The following is a 20,693-nucleotide window of genomic DNA, read 5'->3' as shown; positions in this document are numbered from 1 at the left end:
ATCACGGGGTTATCTATGGCAACACTGCTTTCCTGGTTGTTGATCGTCATGATATTGTTGTCGGCCTGGTATGTGATAGCCTACACCGTTGCCTTCTTTCATCTACGCGAGCGGATGTTGCTGCTGCCGGTTGGACAATGGTTGCTGGTCGGTGTCGGGCTTGGTTCGATCATCCTGAACAATGGAACGCCAGTACTGGTTTGGGTAATGACTCCGCTGCTGATTGGGCTGGCCCTGGCCGGTATCTGGCGCCGCCATCCGCGTGGTCTGGCACTGGTCTTGCGTTCATATCCTCGCGGTACGCTCGACATCCTGACGTTTCGCCGGCCGGTTTTTGATCTGAAGCGCCGTGTACGGACAAAATGACAATGCGTGATGACCTGATAACCGCTCTCCTGAGCGTCGTTGATCCGGCAATTGTGCTGCGCCGGCCAGAAGAGCTGATGCTCTACGAGTACGATGGCTCAGCCCTTGATCAGGGTATGCCGGAGGTGGTCGTTGTGCCGCGCACTACTGCCGAAGTTGCGGCCTGTGTGCAGGTGGCAGCTCAGCTTGGCGTGCCAATCGTTGCCCGTGGTGCGGGCACCGGTCTGGCCGGTGGCTCGGTACCCGAACAGGGTGGGCTGGTCATTTCCCTAACCCGCCTCAATCGGATTCTAGCCATCGACCCGGTGGCGCGTACTGCTCGCGTGCAACCCGGTGTAGTCAACACCGATCTTAGTCTCGCTGCTGCACCTTACGGTCTCCACTTTGCTCCTGATCCCAGTAGCCAGCGCGCCAGTACCATCGGCGGCAATATTGCTACCAACGCTGGTGGTCCGCACTGTCTGAAGTATGGCGTCACCACCAACCATGTCCTGGCGGTAGCGCTAGTCTTGGGTGATGGGCGGGTGATCGAGGTGAGTCGCGCTGCCCTTGATGCGCCAGGCTACGATCTGCTGGGGGTTGTGGTGGGCAGTGAAGGAACCCTCGGGATCGTCACCGAAGCAGTGGTGAAATTAACGCCAAATCCCGAGTCGATCTACACCTTTCTGGCCATCTACGACGATCTCGACGCAGCCAGCGAGACAGTATCCGCGATTATTGCCCATGGCATCATTCCCGCTGCGCTTGAGATGCTGGTTGGGCAGGGCATCGCCGCTGTCGAAGCCGCAGTCCAGGCGGGGTATCCGTCTGATGCGCGGGCGGTATTGTTGATCGAGCTGGATGGGTTGCGCGAAGAGGTTATTGCCCAGGCGCAAGCGATTGAACAGATCTGCCACCATTATGGGGTGCGCGAGTTGCGGGCGGCGCAAGATGCCCATCAGCGCGAGAAGTTGTGGGCCGGTCGTAAAGGCGCTCTGGCGGCCTGCGCACGGATTGCCCCGCACTATCACATTCAGGACGGCGTCGTGCCGCGGTCGCGTCTGCCGGAACTGTTGCGTCTGACCGAAGAGGTGGCGGCCCGCCACCAGATCACGATTGTCAATATTTTTCACGCCGGTGATGGTAATCTCCACCCGCTATTGCTGTTCGATCTCCGTCACGCCGGTGCGCTTGAGCGGGCAGTTGCCGCCAGTGAAGAGATTTTGCAGGCGTGTGTTGCTGCCGGCGGTACGATCAGTGGTGAACATGGTATCGGGATTGAGAAGCGTAATTATCTGGGCTGGATTTTTGGCCCGTCCGATCTGGCCGCCTTCGCCGACCTGCGCGCCATCTTCGATGCGAATGGGGTGATGAACCCCTGTAAACTGCTGCCGGGGGGCAGTAGTTGTGCCGACATCCGGTTTGCTCGCGGTGCTCTGCGTGCGCTTGACCGGGGGGCGTGGATTTAGACTGGTATGAATGCCTTGCCTTTTTCAACCAGGCCATCGCCGACAACGTATGCATTGGCTGATCAACAACCGCAGCAGGTTGTGCAGCCGACATCCGTCGCTGATGTGAGCGAATTGCTCGCCGCAGCGACCCGTACCCACACCGCAGTGGTGCCGTGGGGGGGCGGTACACACCAGTTTCTGCTCGATCCGCCGCAGCGTTACGATGTTGCCCTTGATCTGCGCCAACTGAACAGGGTGATTGAATACCAGCCTGCCGATCTGGTGATAACGGTTGAAGCCGGTGCGTCGCTAGGGTCGGTACAGGCACTGTTGCGCGAACGGGGACAGTGGCTGCCCTGGGATCCACCTGCATCAGATGGTGCGACTATCGGAGGATTACTGGCGACCGCGGCATGGGGGCCGTTGCGGTTGGGTTACGGTGGGCCACGGGAGTGGCTCCTCGGTATGCAGGTCGTGCTCGGCGATGGGCGAGTGGTACAGAGTGGTGGGCGGGTGGTCAAAAATGTGGCCGGTTACGATACCCACAAGCTACACCTCGGCGCGTATGGCACGCTTGGGGTGATGGCAACAGCAACGTTCAAAGTCGCGCCACTCCCGGAAACATTTGTTTCACTGCGCGTTACCTGCTCTACCGTTGACGAGGCCTGGCAGGTGGCCGAGGCGCTGCGTAGACCGCCATTACAGCCGGTCGGGCTGGTCATTACCATCTCAAATACTATCATGCTACAAGCCCAATTCGCCGGTGTGGCAGCCGCGGTGGAACGCCAGCTAGCGCTGGCTACCGCAGCCTGTTTTACTGTGACCGATCTGACGGTCGAATACAACTATCGCGCCCTGCCCCATGCCGCCTATCCACCCGCATCTGCCTCCAGCCTGATCCTTCGGATCGGTGTGCCTGACAGTGCGCTGCCGGTGGCGATGGCTGCGCTGGCGACGGTCACACCTGAATCAGTAACCGTCTTTCCCGGTCTGGGGCTGATCATTGCCTGTTGTCCGCAGACTGCTGCCACGCACTTGCCCGTGTTGCGCCAAGCGCTGGCCGGGGCAGGCGGGTATGCCGTGGTTGAATATAGTCCGGTCAGGATTGATCGCTGGGGGCCGCCGCCACCAACCATCGATCTGATGCGTGCCTTGCGTCAACGCTGGGACCCGGCAGGCATTCTCAATCCAGGGCGCTGGCTGATTGAATAAGAGCGATGATGTTCACGAAGTCAGGAGATGTCGTATGGCGCTACTCGGTTCACTTATCGCGCTCGGTGCCGCACTGGTCTTTGCCGCACTGGCACTGGCAACCTTATGGGGTGGCTGGCAGGCAATCCGTCGCGAATTACTGCGTGGGTTCGTGAGTACCAATCCTGCAATGGGTGAACGCATCTGGAGCCTGTTGCTGACCGTTGTTCCTCTACTCGGAGCCGCGCTGCTTGGGCTACTGGCAGCGTGGCGCATCGTTCAGGTAGCTCTTGGTTTGGGATAAGGAGAACGTCCAATGACACGTCCACGTCCGGTGGTCTTGATAATTATGGATGGCTGGGGTATTGCGCCGCCAGGGCCGGGTAATGCGGCTGATTTGGCCGATACGCCCCATGTTGATGCGTGGATGGCGAATTGCCCCTTTACAACATTGGGAGCTTCAGGGCTTGATGTTGGCCTGCCTGAAGGTCAGATTGGGAACTCCGAGGTAGGCCATCTCAATATTGGGGCCGGTTTTGTGGTCTATCAAGAACTGACGCGCATCAGCAAAGCGATTGCCGATGGTGATTTTTTTACCAACCCGGTCTTGCTCCAGGCTATCGAACACGTCAAACAGCGCAACTCGGCCTTACATTTGATGGGGTTGTTTGGGCCTGGAGGCGTCCATGCCCATGAAGATCACCTGCACGCGCTGCTGGAACTGGCCCACCGCCATCATCTCCAGCGCGTCTATCTCCACCTCTTCCTCGACGGGCGCGATGTGTTGCCGCGCAGTGCCCTGGGTTTTCTCGACACCCTCGAAGGGGTGATCGCCCGGCTTGGCGTCGGCACGATTGCTACCGTTTCCGGTCGTTACTATGCGATGGATCGTGATAAGCGCTGGGAACGCACGGGACGGGCGTATGCGGCCCTGGTTGATGGGGTGGGTGAGAAGGCACCTTCAGCGCGGGCAGCGATTGAGGCATCGTATGCCCGTGATGTCAGTGATGAATTTGTCTTACCCACAGTGATTGTCACCGCCAGCGGCGAACCAACCGCTACCGTGCGCGATGGCGATGCCGTGATCTTTACCAACTTCCGCCCCGACCGCGGTCGGCAGTTGACCCGCGCTTTTGTTGATCCAGACCTCAACGAACGTATTCGTCAGCACTATGAACGGCAAAAGGCTGAAGGCCAGCCGTTGCCTGCCACGATCTGGCAGCGTGAGCGTCAGTTGCGCGATCTCTGTTTCGTGACCATGACCCAATACGAAGAGGGCTTGCCGGTACTGGTTGCCTTCCCGCCCCGTTACGTCACCAATCCGCTGGCCGCTGTGATCAGTCAGGCCGGGCTGCGCCAGTTTCATATTGCCGAGACCGAGAAATACCCGCACGTCACCTTCTTCCTCAATGGTGGGCGCGAAGAGCCGTTTCCTGGCGAAGATCGTCAGCTCATTCCATCACCCAAAGTCGCCACTTACGATCTGAAACCGGAAATGAGTGCCCCGGAAGTCACCGAGGCTCTGCTGGCCGCAATTGATAGCGATCAATACGATTTCATCGTGGTCAATTACGCCAACCCTGATATGGTTGGTCACACCGGGAGTATCCCGGCGGTGATCAAAGCCTGTGAAGCCGTTGATGCCGGGTTGGCGCGGGTGGTGCCGGCCATTCTGGAGCGGGGCGGCGTGGCCCTCGTCATCGCCGATCACGGGAACGCCGAGCAGATGATTGACCCGGAAACTGGGGGGCCGCACACGGCACACACCACCAATCCGGCACCTTGTTTCCTGATCGGTGGTGCCGGTTATGGCAAAGATGCTATCGAACTGCGGCACGGTGGACGATTGGCCGACGTGGCACCAACACTGCTCGAACTGTTGGAGTTAGAACCGTCACCCGATATGACCGGGCAGAGCCTGATTGTGCGTCGTGCTTAGTCAATCTGGACAGGTTGAACCCTGCCGCACAAGTAGCCTGTCAGGTGCTGTTTCAGCAAAGGGATGTCTCTGAACAACACCCCTCGTTGTACAAGCGGTGGGGTTGCGGCAGGAGAAGATTCATCTGTCATCGATCCACGCAAACATCACGGATCGACGCGAATACCGTTCATGCTCAAAATGTCGCGTGCCACATGGTTTGGAGTGCGGAGGCCTGGCTTCCGCACTCACCGTAGTTCTCTCCTGGTGGGGTACCGCACTCCTGAACCAGCGCCAGCGGAGGCACTCTGTAACGGTGACTCCGGCCGGTAGTGGGTTCAAGGACGGCCAGAAAATATAAGCTAACACAATGCCCCCTCATTACCTCATCAGGAGGACCTGGATCAGACTGCTGCACTCCCCTCTCGCGCAGCATAGAAGAAGGGTCGGGGTGATGGTATTCAGCGCATTCCCAAGCCGTATTCCCCGCACGTGCTTTCATGCTCTGTTGACATCCAGCATGAGCGGGTTAGTGTAGAAGCGTGTTGCAGAGCACTGCTGGAAGCAGTGCAAGCACGACACGCTAACCACGCATCATACTGGTGCTGCCCTCACACGACTGCCCGTGAACTGGCACATGCACCCGTGTTGACCCGCCAGTGGCTCACTGGTAGTTAGCAAGGGTCTGAAACCTGCATGATATACCGTGTCAGTCAAGATTTGATATAACCCGGCGTCATACCACGACAGTCACCCCTGAATCGATGCTCCTGGCGCATTGGTTCAGGGGTGACCCTATCTTGCGGAGGCCAGGACTACGCTGCGTTCACGGAAGACCAGATCACGTCATCGGTAGCACAAAGACGCGGCTGTCTTCATCGCACTGTATGTCTCCCGCTAGCATCTGATAGTGGCTATTCGACAACATCGGGCTACCTCCTCGTCATCATCCCCTGCGCTTACCGGATGTGCCTCTGCTGAACCAAGAGATACAGGATGTTCCTCGTGCTGAAGAGATAAAAGACAGATAACCGGATTATACTTTTTGTTAACTTTTTATTTAGATTAAATAATATTTTTACTGGTTATTTGATAAAAGTGTTGTATGATTAATTATGCAATATCGATAAATTTTGTATTGGTTAAAGCCGCAAAATAGTTAATATATTATTAAAATCAATAAAAATCGCAAAAATCATACTCTTCAACGTTAATAAAGACATCGAGTGCGAATAATGACGTGAAAGGTAAACGTATGGTTTAGAACAAATAAACTGAGAAAACGCTGATTTTCACAAACAAACCCACAAACCATTTGCTGTTCAGCAATGGTTTACGGTACTGTTGTGAAATTTACAACTAACTCCATCCACGACCACGAAGCAAGGCACTGTTCTGGTCTCAGTACGCACGTCGGGATTAGAAGGATTCAGTATTAGAAGGAGGTTCGTAATGGCAGACCAAAAGCAATCACGGCGACTGAGTTTCGAGATTCCCCTCGATGCAAGCAGCGTTGATGATTTCTCTCCTGAGACGCCGGTCAAAGTCGTGGTTGAGGGTGCCGGTAACATTTTGCACTCTTCACTGGCTCGTTTTGATAAAACGGGCAGAGCGGTAGTCCGCGTTGAACTGAGTGGTGCTCCTGATACCCTGAACATCATCGTTGGTCCAGCCGATGCTGAGGACGAGGATTTGCCTCGTCTCCAAAGCATTAGTCGCACTATATCAGCACGGACGTTGCAGGAGCGCCAGTTTAAGCTGGAACCGATCTCGATCTCAACTTACTACTGGCATTGGTGGCGACGCTGGTGTCGCTATTTTGTGATCACCGGTCGGGTTGTCTGTCCTGATGGAAAGCCGGTCCCTGGGGCACGGGTGTGTGCCTTCGATATCGACCACTGGTGGTGGTGGTCCAGTCGCCAACAGGTGGGGTGTGATACGACCGATGCCAATGGTGCGTTCACCATCAAGTTTCGCTGGTGTTGTGGCTGGTGGCCATGGTGGTGGTGGCGAATTCGCTACTGGCAGCTTGAACCCTGGCTCGTCGATCTGTTACGCCCGATTGTCGAGCAGGTACCTGATTTTCCCATTCCTATCCCCGATCCGCGGCCCTCACCCGCTGTCTTTGCGCCATTGCTGGAACGCGATGGTCAGGCAATGGCCCTGGTGAGCCAACCATTCGATACAGCCGTGTTGCCAGCACTGCGTGAGAAGCTACGCACACGTCTGCCACATATCCCCGAACTTGAACAATTGCGCATCTGGCCCTGGGCACCCTGGCAACCATGGTGGGATTGTACACCGGATATTATCTTTCAAGTCACCCAGCAATGCGAAGGTCGACTCAAAGTCATCGTTGACGAGACTATCGCCGATACGCGCTGGAATATTCCCACGAATATGAGTGTGACGCTGGTCGCTAACGAGGCAGCGTGTTGCATTGACAATCCACCGCCACCTGAAGGCAACTGCGTTGTGGTAGCGAATGTGTGCAGTAGCCTGAGCAACAATATCGGCGGGAATATGGGCGCTATTCCAGCACCGGCTGGTTATCTAAATCCGAATGTCGCAGCCCTGTACGGTGATCGCCCCTTTGCCGGTACGGTATCAATTGGCGGACAGTTTGGCAGTGCAGCGATGGTTGATTTCTACGAATTTGAATGGGCGACCAGTCCAGGTGGGCCGTGGCAACCCATGCCACCCGCGGCAGTTGGGAATTTTACGCGCACCTTCTGGGGGCCGGCACTGCCTGCGGGGCCGGTTGACTTCCATACGGTCCCGATCAATTTCACCCCGATCAGCGGACGACTGGTTGCTCCTTCACGGACATTCTTCGAGGCAAACAATGCTCCGGGGAGCTGGGGGCTGAGCCGTTTCTGGGTGAGTAATCCCAATCTGCTACTCCAGTGGCTGACTACCAATACCTTTACCGATGGTACGTACTATTTGCGTCTGGTCGGTTATCAAAACACCGGGACAGGAGCGAATCCGCAATTGGGTCATCCCCAAATCCTGCCGATCTGCAATACCGATCACCCGAACTACCTGGTGCTTACCATTGACAACAGTACCAGCAATCTTGAGCCGGCAGCCGATATTGTCGCAGTACGCATCAATGGTAGTCTGGCCGATCCCTGTGCCAATATCATTGCCGACAGCGGCGGCACGCTTGAGATTGATTTTATCGCCTACGATGTCGGTCAGCATCTGGCGTTCTACACCCTCGAAGCAACCTACGGCAAGAACGGTCGTGTCAATCTGCTGACGTGTCCGGGGGCCACACTAACGCCTATTTCTCTACCGCCAACTGCTCCCGCCGCTGATCAGGTTGGTCCCGATTACGGAGCAGCACGTAGTCAGGGGGCAACGGCACCACACTGGCGTGGTGGGGGATTACGCTTAACCATTCCTGACCTGCGCTGCGCCTTCCCGATCACATGCTGCTATCAAATCGAGTTGCGGGTCTACAAGCGCACCATCGTCAATTGCAACTACGATTATCACCCGCGAAAGCTCAGTTTCTACAGCCTGACGGTTGCCGTCTAGGAGAGCGGTGAGTGCGTGTTAGCCGGTACGGCATTTTCTACCGAATCGGCTAACACCACTCGCCAACACTGAATATCACGGATTGCTGTTATGTCATGGCTGAGCCTAATCATTGCGATATGTGCCGTCTGGCGCATCACCCACCTCTTTCATGCTGAAGATGGCCCCTGGGCGATGTTCTTACGCTTGCGACAGTGGGCAGATGGGAGTTTTTTGGGTCAGGCACTCGCTTGTTTCTATTGCCTGAGCCTCTGGTTCGCATTACCGGTCGCCTTATACTACGCGCCAACCTGGGTTGAAGCAGGATTGTACTGGCTGGCATTTTCTGGTGGCGCTATCGTTATCGAGCGAGTAAGTGCACCGAAACCAATAGTCTATGAGATACCATCTCAGGGAGGTTATGATGACATGCTGCGGCAAGAATCGAGCATGGGCACCGATCACAACCGGCACAACGACCAGTCCCTCGCAAACCACGGGTAATCAGCGCTTCGCTACCTTCTGCGAGTACACCGGTCATGCGGCGCTGATTGTCATCGGCCCGGTGAGTGGTCGCATCTACCGCTTCAACTACCGCGGTGCCCGTCTCCCTATCGATCCGCGAGATCGTTCGGCACTTGGGCAGATTAGCCAATTGCGGATAGTCGAGCATCGGTAAGCACGCTGTTATGTGCCGGAAACTCGTCACAAAAATATCGCTTTTGGATAACGCGGGGCGAGACAGGACGCGCAGCCATACGTGCAGCACAGGCTGTAACCTGTGCTAGAACTTATTTCATAAAGGCTGTGCGGTCGTGTTACCTGACCATCACACAGGCGCATAAACGCTTGCCAATCACTAACGAAGTATATCCTGATTCCAGTCTGCCAGGATGGCAATGAGGATGGCTGCCAACCATCTCCGGTGCAGTCACACGCTGGATTAATTGCCTTGTCCGATGTCATCCGCGTGTCGCAGCATTTGGAGTGCGGCAGCCACGCTGCCGCAGCAGCCGTGCTCACGATCCGATGCGGGTTACGCCGTTGACCCTGCTGGTCACAGGGATGCTATGTGTATTCGTCACGATCATTCAGTAATGAATGAGATAACTTCTACACTGATTGGAAAAACCCTGGCGATCTCCCTGGCGCATGTCAGCAGTTCTTGTGTTTGCAGGAAAGATAGTTTTCCGGGTGGCTGTACCATGCCCGTGTTCGAGATGCCAGATCATCTATGACATGATCCTGACATCTCCAGATTCGTGCAACCGATAGCTGCAAATTCACCAAAATGACTCGTATAATGAGATAGCATACCATCAAACGACAATCGGGCCAACATCATGCCGGGTTGGCACTATTGAATAAAGCTGAGAGCAACCTATGCCAGACATAACAACTATTCTGCGCCGTGACCCCAACACCGGTACCGCTAACCTACTCGCTTTCGCCGAATGGCTGGCGCAACCGACCACGCCATGTGGCCTCATCGACATTCAACTACCACATCCGCCAACACCCGCAACATTACGCTGGCTGGCCCTCTTGTTGCGCGAAGAGCTGGCGGGAACAATCTACCAACCGGGGAATACCCAATTTGTGATCGTAGTTCCACCAGGCGCTCCAGCCACACAGGTTGCACAGATTGAACGGTTACAGACACTCTTGCACCGGCAGGCACAACGTCTCGATCTGAGCACAATACCGGTTATTCGCTACCATCACGTTCCCGCGGACAGTGACCCGGCGACGATTCTGCAATTTCTGATCCCCGATACCGCCGATCCGGGGACACTGCTCAACCGATTGATTGCTCAACTCGCAGCGTTAGGGGCTACGCTCAATGATCAGCATCAATTCGATCTCGACCCGGTTACCGGTTTGCCAAATAGCTTTGCTGCCCGGCAACGCCTTGAGGAGCTGATTCTAACAGCGCAGAGACAAAGTCAGGCGTGTAGTGTGTTGCTGATGAATGGTGATGACCTCCGTCGCTACAACGAAATGAGTTATGCTGCCGGCGATCAGATGATCCGCGATCTGGCTACCGTCCTCCGTGAACAATTACGACCGAGTGATTTTCTCGCCCGCTGGCAGACGGGAGACCAGTTTCTGGCGGTATTACCCAACACCGGTGTAAGTGGAGCGGCTGCACTGGCTGAACGATTACGCCAGCGTGTCATCGAACGATCACAGCTCTGGCCGTTTCCAGTCACAATTTCGGTTGGAATTGCCTCGATCCCACAACACGGTCATACTGCCGGGGTTGCGCTGCAAATTGCCACCACAGCACTCTTACAGGCGAAAGCCGCCGGCAAAAATCGGATCGTTGTCGGACGACCAGGATAACTACCGACACGGGTAGTAATATACCGACAAAACATAAGTCAGCGTGGTACAATATAAAATAAAGAATAATCTGCATCGTTTCGGTTTCGGTAGGCGCCTATGGCAATGATCTTTTATCGAGACATGGAATTGATCTGCCGTAGTTGTGGAGCAACGTTTATCTTCACTGCCGGTGAACAGGAATTTTACGCTGATAAAGGCTTTCTTAATGAGCCGACACGCTGCCCAAAATGCCGTAATCGTCGCGATAATCAGCGTCGCCGTCCTGAATCGCCCGCTGAAGATGACGAGTCGTGATCTCCTCCCACTGGCGACAACTCACTGCCTGGTCAATCAGCATCCTGATCGCTGGTATTGCAGGGTGGCTTGCACTTCGCCCTGATCCCTACGATGCATTGCGACAGGTAGATACCCTCTTCGCTGCTGGTCACTACCGTGCTGCACTTAACCAATATGCAGCCCTGGCAAATGTGTTAAGTGAAGCAGAGCTGCGGCGAGGTATTGTATTCACGATACGTGGTGAAACCGATCCGGCCCGGCGAGCATTCGCTGCTGCTATTCAAACCGGTCTACGGCCGGCAGAATATCAGCTTGCTGTGCTCTACCTGGGACAGATAGCCTTCCTGGAGGGTGACCCCAGAGCAGCACGTCGCACCTGGCAGACACTAACCACTTGTCTTCCCAATCGTTGTGCCATTCGTGATCTATTGCTGGCCGACGATGATCTGCGGGCAGGCCGGTTTGACGCAGCCTTCGCTGCGTATCAATCAGTGGCGACGGAACAATTACCAGCAGACTGGGTTGCAATGGTAGGGGAACGGCTAACATTACTCAGTGCTCTGCACAATCCAAACCACGAAACGCCGGTGAATCTACAAGTGTCTACTGTCCTTGCAGATCCCTTTTTGCGTCCACTCCTTCCGCCGCAGGCAGGGACAGAAGCTCTTTCAACTGCACTTATGGCCGATCCGGCTGCACGACCACAACTACTCGGCCAACTGGCCCTGGAATTGGGATACGATCATCTGGCCCTCGCATTCTTCGCGCAGGTCGATCCAGCAGGTGCCCATGGGTTGAGTGCAGCCATCTATCGAGCCTACGCTCACTTGCGTCTGGGGAACCAGCAACAGGGGATCGTACAACTCGAACAGCTTGCTGCGGCGCATCCTGACGATGTCCGGATCGGGGCATTGCTCGCAGTCGCCTATATTCGTACCGGCGACCTCTCGGCAGCGGCCGCTCGCCTGCAACAGATTCAGGCTCAGCATCATAGCGGACCGGCCATTGCCCTGGCACAGGCGGGATTAGCTTTTGCTCAACGTGACTTTGTGGCCGCTGCCGATGCTTACGAACAGGCAGTCATTACTGCTTCACCAGATGAGCGCAGCCGTTATCTGACAATAGCCGCTCGTTTTCATCTTGATAGCGGCTTCGAGCGTTGCAGTAGTGGCATCCTCGCAGCGCAGGCAGCAGTCAATAGCTTACCTACCGATCCCGAAGCCTTAACCATCCTGGCCGGTACCCGCTACTATTGCGGCGATCTGAGCGGTGCGTTAGCCGCAGCCGATGCTGCCCTGACAGCAGGGGGTGGCGTTGAAGCACGTTTCTACTACGGGTTAATTCTTTGTGCTCAAGGTGACCTAAGGCGCGGACGTGCCGCTCTGGAAGCAGTTGCCGATCAGGCACCAGCCAGCATCTGGCGACAACGAGCTGAAACTGCGCTTGAACTGTTGGGTACGTAGTGCTGGTGGTATGAGAGGCGAATCAGCGCTTTACCGCTTCCTGAAGCGATCTGGCGTGTGCGTTGCCTGTGATTACTCTGCCACTTGACAGACTGACGACCTTCGAGTATACTACGCAGCGTTGCGACGGCAACGGTCTCACCTCCACGGTAGACCTGACAATCCAGCGGGCGCGAACTCGCCAACTAGCGTCACTCCCGTGACACTAGTTTTTTGTTCCCCCGCATCACCTGTACCTTGACAAGCAAGCGTGATCCATCGCGCATCGTAGTCCAGCAATGTAGAGTTTGATCCTGGCTCAGGACGAACGCTGGCGGCGTGCCTAATGCATGCAAGTCGAACGCAGCAGGCTTGGCCTGGCTGCGTGGCGAACGGCTGAGGAACACGTGGGTCACCTGCCCCGGAGTGGGGGATACCCCGTCGAAAGACGGGACAATCCCGCATACGCTCTACGGAGGAAAGCCGCAAGGCGCTCCGGGAGGGGCCTGCGGCCCATCAGGTAGTTGGTGTGGTAACGGCGCACCAAGCCAATGACGGGTACCCGGTCTGAGAGGACGACCGGGCAGACTGGGACTGCGACACGGCCCAGACTCCTACGGGAGGCAGCAGCAAGGAATTTTCCCCAATGGGCGCAAGCCTGAGGGAGCAACGCCGCGTGGAGGACGACGGCCTTCGGGTTGTAAACTCCTTTCGGGTGGGACGAGCCTGACGGTACCACCAGAAGCAGCCCCGGCTAACTCTGTGCCAGCAGCCGCGGTAAGACAGAGGGGGCAAGCGTTGTCCGGAGTTACTGGGCGTAAAGGGCGCGCAGGCGGTGGGCTGCGTCGGCGCTGAAAGCGCCCCGCTTAACGGGGCGAGGCGCGCCGATACGAGTCCACTCGAGGCAAGCAGAGGGTGGCGGAATTCCGGGTGGAGCGGTGAAATGCGTAGAGATCCGGAGGAACGCCAGTGGGGAAGCCGGCCACCTGGGCTTGACCTGACGCTGCGGCGCGACAGCGTGGGGAGCAAACCGGATTAGATACCCGGGTAGTCCACGCCGTAAACGATGCCGGCTCGGCGTCTGGCGCACGTTGGTGTGCTGGGTGCCTTAGCTCACGCGGTAAGCCGGCCGCCTGGGGACTACGAGCGCAAGCTTAAAACTCAAAGGAATTGACGGGGGCCCGCACAAGCAGCGGAGCGTGTGGTTTAATTCGACGCAACACGAAGAACCTTACCCGGACTTGACATGGTGCTGCACATCCTGGAAACAGGGTGGCCTGCGAGGGTGCACCACAGGTGCTGCATGGCTGTCGTCAGCTCGTGTCGTGAGATGTTGGGTTCAGTCCCGCAACGAGCGCAACCCGTGTCGGTAGTTACAGGTGTCTACCGAGACTGCCGCCGTGACCGGCGGAGGAAGGCGCGGATGACGTCAAGTCAGCATGGCCCTTACGTCCGGGGCGACACACACGCTACAATGGCCACGACAATGCGTTGCCAAGCCGCAAGGTGGAGCTAATCGCCTAAACGTGGTCTCAGTGCAGATCGGGGGCTGCAACTCGCCCCCGTGAAGGCGGAGTTGCTAGTAACCGCGTATCAGCCATGGCGCGGTGAATACGTTCCCGGGCCTTGTACACACCGCCCGTCACGTCATGGGAGTGGCCAATGCTTGAAGTCCGTGTGCTAACCCCAGTCGGGGAGGCAGCGGCCGAGGGCAGGGGCCGCGACTGGGACGAAGTCGTAACAAGGTAGCCGTACCGGAAGGTGCGGCTGGATCACCTCCTTTCTAGGGAGCAATCCCACTATCACGATTGTTCTTGCTACGATGCCGCTGATGGATCACGCTTGCCTGTCCAGGTGCTACCCCCTGTCACGATGTGACAGGGGGTTTTTGTTGGTATTTCATCCTGTTATGGGCGAAGCTGGCGCGGCGATCTCCCTGACCCAGTGGCTATTCATACCAGTTTCTCACGAACACATTGTATGATTTCACATCTGGTAGCAGCGAATGCATGACACGCTACCCAACCATCACCCTGACGCTGCATCAGTGCTCCCGCCGGTGCAGTAAGAATGCGGTTCACAGCCGTTCCCATATCAGTTTGCGAACCAGCTCAAGGAGATCACCCCGTCGATAACGCCCCTTCTGCAACACGACTGCGCCAATACTGGCAAGAAGTTCCAGCTCCTCGCGCCGCAGTGTCCGCTCTGATACCACAATCACCGGTGTTTCCAGATCGGCGCGCACTTCGCGTAAGAGTACCAGACCATCAACGTCCGGCAACGTCATATCCATGATCACCAGTTGTGGCTTATTGGTACGCCAGATGGTTGCTCCAATCTGCCCGTTGTTTGCTTCCAATACAACCCAACCATCACTCTCCAATGCCCGACGGATCATCAGCCGTGTTGGAGGTTCATCATCAATTACCAGAATGGTGCGCGACATTGCAGTTCTTGAGCGGCGAGATAACACGACCTGCACCGTCTGAATCACCTGTTCAGTCTCCCCCGGCCATACTGCATAATCGGTGCTACCGGTACTCTCAACGTTATCGGTCAACCAGATGATCGGCACATCTTGCCAGCCGGCAGCCTGTAAGGTCGCTACCACCAGATCACGATTTTCCGGTACATCCATCAGAATGGCAGCAGGCGGACGGTAGAGACGATTTAGCACATGCGCAAGACTGGCTTCGCTTTGCACCTGCCAGCCAAATTGTTCTAATGCTGACTGTAGCACACGTGCCTGCGTTGTCGTAATCAACACCAGATCAGGCTGAGGGAGGTACGCCGGCGGTGACACTTCCTCAGCATTGCGTAGCGTGCTAAGAGGGATACGAATAGTGAACCTGACTCCACCCGCAGTACGAGGAACTGCCTGAAATGTCCCTCCCATCAACTCACACAATTGACGGCTCAGCGCCAGACCACATCCTTCATCTAACTGGCGTGTTGTGTCTGGGGGAACGGCGAAAGGCGTAAGTAGTGCATTCAGATGCTCTGAACTCAGTGATGGTCCAGTATCGGTGATTATGACTTCGAGTGTGTCTATTTCGTCGCCACTCAATCGCTGTACACGTAGTGTGATCACACCGCGCATCGTGGTCGTGGCAGCAAAACGCAGCGGATAGATAAAGATCTGACGTAACCGATTCAGATCAGCTACGATCATCCCCACTTGTGCAGGGCGCTCAATGTCAAAACGATGCTGGTGTTGGTGGATGAGAGGTGATATTTCTTCAAGAATATTATCGAGCAGGGCATCAAAGATAAAAGGTTCCGGTTGTAAGCTGAGAGAACCGATCTCGATTTTTGCACTGTCGAGAAGAAGGTTAAAACGGTTCACCAGGTGACGTCCGGCACGCCGAATCTTGTCGATATCTTCGGCAAACATGGTCTGGGTGGCCAGCGCCTCGCGCAACAATTCACTGAGCGCAATAATGGTATTTAACGGTTGACGAATATCGTGATCGAGACGAACCAAAAATGTGCTGCGTTCCCGGACGGCCACCTCAGCGCGTTCTCGGGCACGCTGTAATTCAGCCATTTCAGCCATTATGGATACCCGATTAAGCGCATACGTCGTTAACTGCGCAGCAAGGCGCAAGTTCTCAATATCAGCGTGATCGAAGGCGTGAGGCTGTGGACGATAGACAACCAGTATGGCCTGGGGATGTCCTTGCACGGCAATCGTTGCCACAATCGCCGATCCCTCGGCCTGGATCAGGTCTGTGAACTGATGCTGCCGAAGATCAGGAATGTAGAACGGATTAGCTGTATACTGCTCAAGTGCAGGCGGCGCCGTCAGCGTAAGGAGGGGATTATGCTGATAACCATAGGTAATGTAGGGCAGCCATTGCCTTGAATCCGTATCACGGACGTAGATACCAATCCGATCTTGATTTTCACGAATGGCAACAAACGCATCGACGATAGATCGATAAATCTCCTCCTCGCTGTGGGCACTATTCAAGCGCAAACTCAAATCAATCAATGTCCGTTCGCGCCATCGTTGCTGCTGCGAACGGACAAGAACCGTCTCTTTTTCGCGTAAGGCGTCTTGCAATTGTGCAGTACGCTGTTGGATGCGCTCTTCAAGTGTAGCAATCGTTGCATTCAAGCTGGCAGTTAGCCTCGCTAATGAGCGGGCAAGGTCACCAATTTCATCAGTACCGACGAGCGGGATTGGTGTATCGCGCCATCCCTCGGCAACTCGTCGCGCTGCGTTTGTCAATGTGATGAGTGGCTGAGTAAAGTAGCGGTTAATAAACCAGCCACCGCCGATGAAAATTGCGGCACTGCTCCCGATCATCCACATCACGAGCCAGAAGCCAATCCAGATCGTTGTCGAAAAAGAGGCATTTACTTGTTGTTGTTCAGATTTCAGTATGCGCGTAAGTTCGCTGATGATCAGCAGGAGATCATCAGTCTGATACTGTAAGGTGTTAGCGTGTTACTGCAAATCGCGATCAAGTGTGACTAACAGTAAAAAATCTTCCAGATAGTCAGCAACATCTCGTTCTACCACGACTCGTTCCGTATCCGGCAAAGAGGATGCGATGGCGTAGAGTTTATTAATCTGAAGTCGAACATTATCGATATACTCTTGTCGTCGGGTCGAGAGATATGCCTGTTCGTCTAAGGAGAGACGTAAACCAAGTTCTCGAAAGTCGGCGGGACTACGCTCAAGGTGTTGCCAGAGTTTGTACCGTGCGTCACGCAGCTCCTGTTCAATACCGTCAGTACGCTGACGCTGTTCGATCTGATCTTTGATCTGGTTTACTGTCGTCTGGTATTGCTCCAGCAGACGAGCCATCGCTTGTCGATGGGATACCAGTTCAGGAACATCTGCATCAAACGTCGCCAGTTCATGCAACCCTGTTACAACATTAGTGATGGCTGCTGAATGTTTCCTCTCAACTATCGAGTCGAGGCGTTGATTGTGACGCGCCAGCTCAATCAGGTCGTAATCGTACTGGCGGGCTATCAGAAAGTCTGCCTTGAGATCGAGCGTTGTTTCCAGTATCTTTTCAAGTTGCCGTGATCGCCGAATGGCCTGATCTTGAAGGAATAAGAACAGGCCCAACCCAATGAATGAGATCAATAACGAAAACGAAACGGCACCGGCAATCCCGACAACGAGACGACGTCGGCATGAAGGGGTTGATGACGTCATTGGCGTACCTCTATCCACGCCGCACGGTACAGTTCACGTACCGCAGGGTCTACATCAATTAGCCGAAAGAGTAATCCTCTTTGCTCAAGAGTCTGTTGATGCTGAATCTGCGCCTGTAACTCAGCATCTAACAGCGGCCACGCAGCCTGATTGGGTGTGCCGTAGCGGGTCGTATTGGCTAGAGCTGCACCGTTTTCAGCATCCAGGATAAAATCGATAAACTGTTCGGCAGCCGCTTGCTGAGCAGACCCAGTCGGTATACACATGCTATCAACCGTAAACAGACTACCCTCCTGGGGAATGGCAAAACGCAGGTTATCATCGGTACGTGCCACTTGCAACAAATCACCGCTCCACTCCACAACAATGTCAACCCTGTCTTGTTGCAACATATCCTGTCCGTCATTTGCGGCAAGATACTGTATGTACGGTCGCACCGTTAGTAACCAGTCCCGGGCCGCACCGATAGCGACCGGATCACTGGTATTTGGACTATACCCCAACATAATCAGGACCAGTCCCAAACTTACACGTGCATCATCGATCAAGGCCATGCGCTTGATTTGAGCCAGATCAAACGCTGCTGCCAGACTCTCGATCTCGCGACCGATGGCTGAATAACGATAACCAAGGCCGACGATGCGCCACAAGTATGGCACACAAAAGCGATAACCTGGATCAATGCTCGATCTGGCAAAGACCGGATCGATGTTGTTCAGATGTGTGATCCGTTCGTGATTGAGCACAGCCAGTCTTTGCTCACGACGTAAGCGCTCGGCCAGTTCATCACTGACGATGATCAGATCGTAGCCTTGCTTGCTCGTTGTTAGCAGATTGTACGCTTCTTCACTACTCCTGTACGTATGATACGCAATATCTACCCCGGTTTCGGCAGTAAATTGCACCAGGAGCGCATGATCAATCGAGGTTTCCCGGTTCAGAATATGCAACACCGGCAACGAAGAAGGCAGTGATGGCGGTGATGGTGGTATGGTACATCCGATCAGGATGCAGCAGAGCAGGATTGTAGAAATGAGACGTGGTAGCATAAAGTGTGATGATAGTGCAACGATTTACCATTCTCAACGGTTTTAATAATAGCACTCCACTATTACCGACAAATGGAGATACGTATGAAAAATCGTTGCAATTACCTCTGAGATGAAAACAGCGTATAATAATCGCCGCTTGCCATGATGCTATTGGCCAGGAGTTACAGGTATGTCAGCTCGCCGTCAGCGCTGGGAGATCCGTCCGCCAGCACCCACTTCTTTCGTTGAGCAACTTGGTCTGCACCCGTTGCTTGCACACCTTCTTTATCAGCGTGGCTTGCATGAGCCATCCATCGCCAGAGCTTTTCTTAACGCTGATTACAGCTCCGGCCTGCACGATCCGTTTGCCATGCGAGGTATGGCAGCCGCTGCCGGTCGTATTGCCGAAGCGATTGAGCGGGGCGAATTGATCGCCGTCTACGGCGATTTTGATGTCGATGGGATCACTGCGGTTGCCCTGCTGACGCAGGCGATCAAGGCGATGGGGGGACGGATTCGGCCATACATTCCGCATCGTGCCCGCGAAGGGTATGGTCTTAACAATCTGGCGATTAGTCAGTTGGTGGCCGATGGTGTCACATTGCTGATAACGGTCGACTGCGGCATTTCCAATTATGCAGAGGTAGCCGAAGCCAATCGGCTCGGCCTCGATGTGATTGTCACTGATCACCACCATCCACCCATGTTGCTGCCGCCAGCCCTGGCAATAGTGAATCCACGCCAGCCCGACTGTGCCTATCCATTCAAAGGTCTGGTTGGGGTCGGGATTGCCTTCAAAGTCGTGCAGGCACTGGCACGCTACGGTAAGCGGCCAGCCGGTTTACGTGGACGTGATCTGCTCGATCTGGTTGCGCTAGGCACTGTCGCCGATATGGGTCCACTCCACGACGAGAATCGGGTGTTGGTACGGGCCGGCTTGATTGCGCTCAATGAAAGTTCGCGTCCTGGTGTCCTGGCATTGGTGGCGGCTGCCGGCCTGTCGCCGGGTATGATCGACAGCGGCGCAATTGCGTTCGCTCTGGCACCGCGCCTCAACGCAGCCGGTCGCTTAGCCGATGCGCGTCGTGCGTATGAGCTGCTCCTGGCTGATGAGCGAATGAAAGCCGATCTGCTGGCTGCCGAATTGAATACCACCAATCGTGAGCGGCAGGCATTGACCCGGCAATTATATGCCATGGCAGAAACCATGGTGATGCAGAGTGGTCGCACCGAACATCCGCTGATTGTCGTCTCGCACCCCGGTTTTAACGCGGGTGTTATCGGATTGGTCGCCGCCCGTTTGGTTGAGACCTATCATCGTCCGGTAATTGTGATCGAGCAAGGCGAGGAGACATCACGTGGATCAGCGCGCTCGATCCCCGGGTTTAGTATCATCGATCTGTTCGATCAATGTGCCGATCTCTTTGTCCGTTATGGTGGACATGCTGCGGCTGCCGGTTTTACGATTTCCACGAACCAGATTACGGCGCTCGAACAGCGGTTACTGGCCCTGGGGAGCCAGCATCTGTCAGCCGAACAGCTCGTACCACGATTGTTGATCGATGCCACTGTGCCATTAAGTGATTTATCGTGGGATCTATACGCTACCCTGTGCCAGCTCGAACCGTTTGGACAGGGTAATCCGCAGCCTGTGTTCATGACCCCCAATGTTACAGTCATCGATCCGCAACCGACAACTGATGGCAATCATCTGCGGATGCGTGTGCGTGTCGGTCAGACCTCGTTCGAGGCTATCGGTTTTCACTTTGGTCGCTTCGCGGATGCGCTTCGTCGTCATCCAAACATCGATCTGGCGTACCAGTTGGCAGTTGATGAATGGAACGGACAGCGTCGCTTACGGCTGCTGGTGCGCGATTTCCGGCGCGCAACGAAGAGCGAGTGAGTGGAGAAGATGGCAGCAATCCTGGCATCGTGCAGATTGTTATGCCCGTGCCGGCACGCTGTCAGATGTGCTACCAACTAAATTGC

Annotated in this window: 14 protein-coding genes and 1 rRNA gene; 12 read left to right on the top strand and 3 right to left on the bottom strand. The window is 55.3% G+C overall.

Features of this window, described 5'->3' with window-relative positions; all coding sequences use genetic code 11:
- Positions 1-15 precede the first annotated feature (15 nt).
- The 11 genes from CAUR_RS06005 (at position 16) to CAUR_RS05955 (ending at position 14,280) form a co-directional block, all read left to right on the top strand.
- A complete protein-coding gene (locus tag CAUR_RS06005; RefSeq protein WP_012257032.1) occupies positions 16-366 on the top strand; it encodes a hypothetical protein in 351 nt (116 codons plus the stop codon).
- Positions 363-1,814, top strand: coding sequence for an FAD-binding oxidoreductase (locus CAUR_RS06000; RefSeq protein WP_012257031.1), 1,452 nt, complete (start codon positions 363-365; stop codon positions 1,812-1,814). Before CAUR_RS06005 ends, CAUR_RS06000 begins: the two co-directional genes overlap by 4 nt.
- Positions 1,815-1,820: 6 nt before the next feature.
- The gene (locus CAUR_RS05995) at positions 1,821-3,008 is read left to right on the top strand and encodes an FAD-binding oxidoreductase (protein WP_012257030.1); all 1,188 of its coding nucleotides are present in this window, start codon (positions 1,821-1,823) and stop codon (positions 3,006-3,008) included.
- 34 nt (positions 3,009-3,042) lie between these two features.
- Positions 3,043-3,291, top strand: a complete 249-nt coding sequence (locus CAUR_RS05990) for a hypothetical protein (protein ID WP_012257029.1) — start codon at positions 3,043-3,045, stop codon at positions 3,289-3,291.
- A gap of 12 nt (positions 3,292-3,303) precedes the next feature.
- Positions 3,304-4,926, top strand: a complete 1,623-nt coding sequence (gene gpmI, locus CAUR_RS05985) for a 2,3-bisphosphoglycerate-independent phosphoglycerate mutase (RefSeq protein WP_012257028.1) — start codon at positions 3,304-3,306, stop codon at positions 4,924-4,926.
- Between the two features lie 1,431 nt (positions 4,927-6,357).
- The gene (locus CAUR_RS05980; protein WP_012257027.1) at positions 6,358-8,451 is read left to right on the top strand and encodes a carboxypeptidase-like regulatory domain-containing protein; all 2,094 of its coding nucleotides are present in this window, start codon (positions 6,358-6,360) and stop codon (positions 8,449-8,451) included.
- Positions 8,452-8,851: 400 nt separating this feature from the next.
- Complete coding sequence (locus CAUR_RS05975; RefSeq protein ID WP_157866396.1) at positions 8,852-9,109, top strand: hypothetical protein; 258 nt, start codon at positions 8,852-8,854, stop codon at positions 9,107-9,109.
- A gap of 704 nt (positions 9,110-9,813) precedes the next feature.
- Positions 9,814-10,776 (top strand): GGDEF domain-containing protein, encoded by a 963-nt coding sequence (locus tag CAUR_RS05970; protein WP_012257026.1) that lies wholly within the window; start codon positions 9,814-9,816, stop codon positions 10,774-10,776.
- Between the two features lie 99 nt (positions 10,777-10,875).
- Positions 10,876-11,073 carry a zinc-ribbon domain-containing protein gene (locus CAUR_RS05965; protein ID WP_012257025.1) on the top strand — a complete coding sequence of 66 codons (198 nt, stop codon included), beginning with the start codon at positions 10,876-10,878 and terminating at the stop codon, positions 11,071-11,073.
- Complete coding sequence (locus CAUR_RS05960) at positions 11,070-12,518, top strand: tetratricopeptide repeat protein (protein ID WP_012257024.1); 1,449 nt, start codon at positions 11,070-11,072, stop codon at positions 12,516-12,518. Before CAUR_RS05965 ends, CAUR_RS05960 begins: the two co-directional genes overlap by 4 nt.
- Positions 12,519-12,793: 275 nt before the next feature.
- Positions 12,794-14,280 (top strand): 16S ribosomal RNA (locus CAUR_RS05955).
- A 294-nt stretch (positions 14,281-14,574) separates the two neighbouring features.
- Here the strand turns inward: CAUR_RS05955 and CAUR_RS05950 are convergent.
- The 3 genes from CAUR_RS05950 to CAUR_RS05940 form a co-directional block, all read right to left on the bottom strand.
- Positions 14,575-16,815 carry a response regulator gene (locus CAUR_RS05950; protein ID WP_012660617.1) on the bottom strand — a complete coding sequence of 747 codons (2,241 nt, stop codon included), beginning with the start codon at positions 16,813-16,815 and terminating at the stop codon, positions 14,575-14,577.
- 135 nt (positions 16,816-16,950) lie between these two features.
- Complete coding sequence (locus CAUR_RS05945) at positions 16,951-17,673, bottom strand: hypothetical protein (protein ID WP_012257022.1); 723 nt, start codon at positions 17,671-17,673, stop codon at positions 16,951-16,953.
- On the bottom strand, positions 17,670-18,722 hold the full coding sequence (locus CAUR_RS05940; RefSeq protein ID WP_012257021.1) for a polyamine ABC transporter substrate-binding protein: 1,053 nt from the start codon (positions 18,720-18,722) through the stop codon (positions 17,670-17,672). Before CAUR_RS05940 ends, CAUR_RS05945 begins: the two co-directional genes overlap by 4 nt.
- A gap of 172 nt (positions 18,723-18,894) precedes the next feature.
- On the opposite strand from CAUR_RS05940, the gene recJ reads away from it, so the two are divergent.
- On the top strand, positions 18,895-20,607 hold the full coding sequence (recJ, locus tag CAUR_RS05935) for a single-stranded-DNA-specific exonuclease RecJ (RefSeq protein ID WP_012257020.1): 1,713 nt from the start codon (positions 18,895-18,897) through the stop codon (positions 20,605-20,607).
- The last annotated feature ends 86 nt before the right edge of the window (positions 20,608-20,693 follow it).

This window comes from Chloroflexus aurantiacus J-10-fl (assembly GCF_000018865.1).
Lineage (GTDB): Bacteria > Chloroflexota > Chloroflexia > Chloroflexales > Chloroflexaceae > Chloroflexus > Chloroflexus aurantiacus.
Note: the sequence above shows the minus strand (reverse complement) of the source record. Positions and strands in the feature narration are given on the sequence as shown.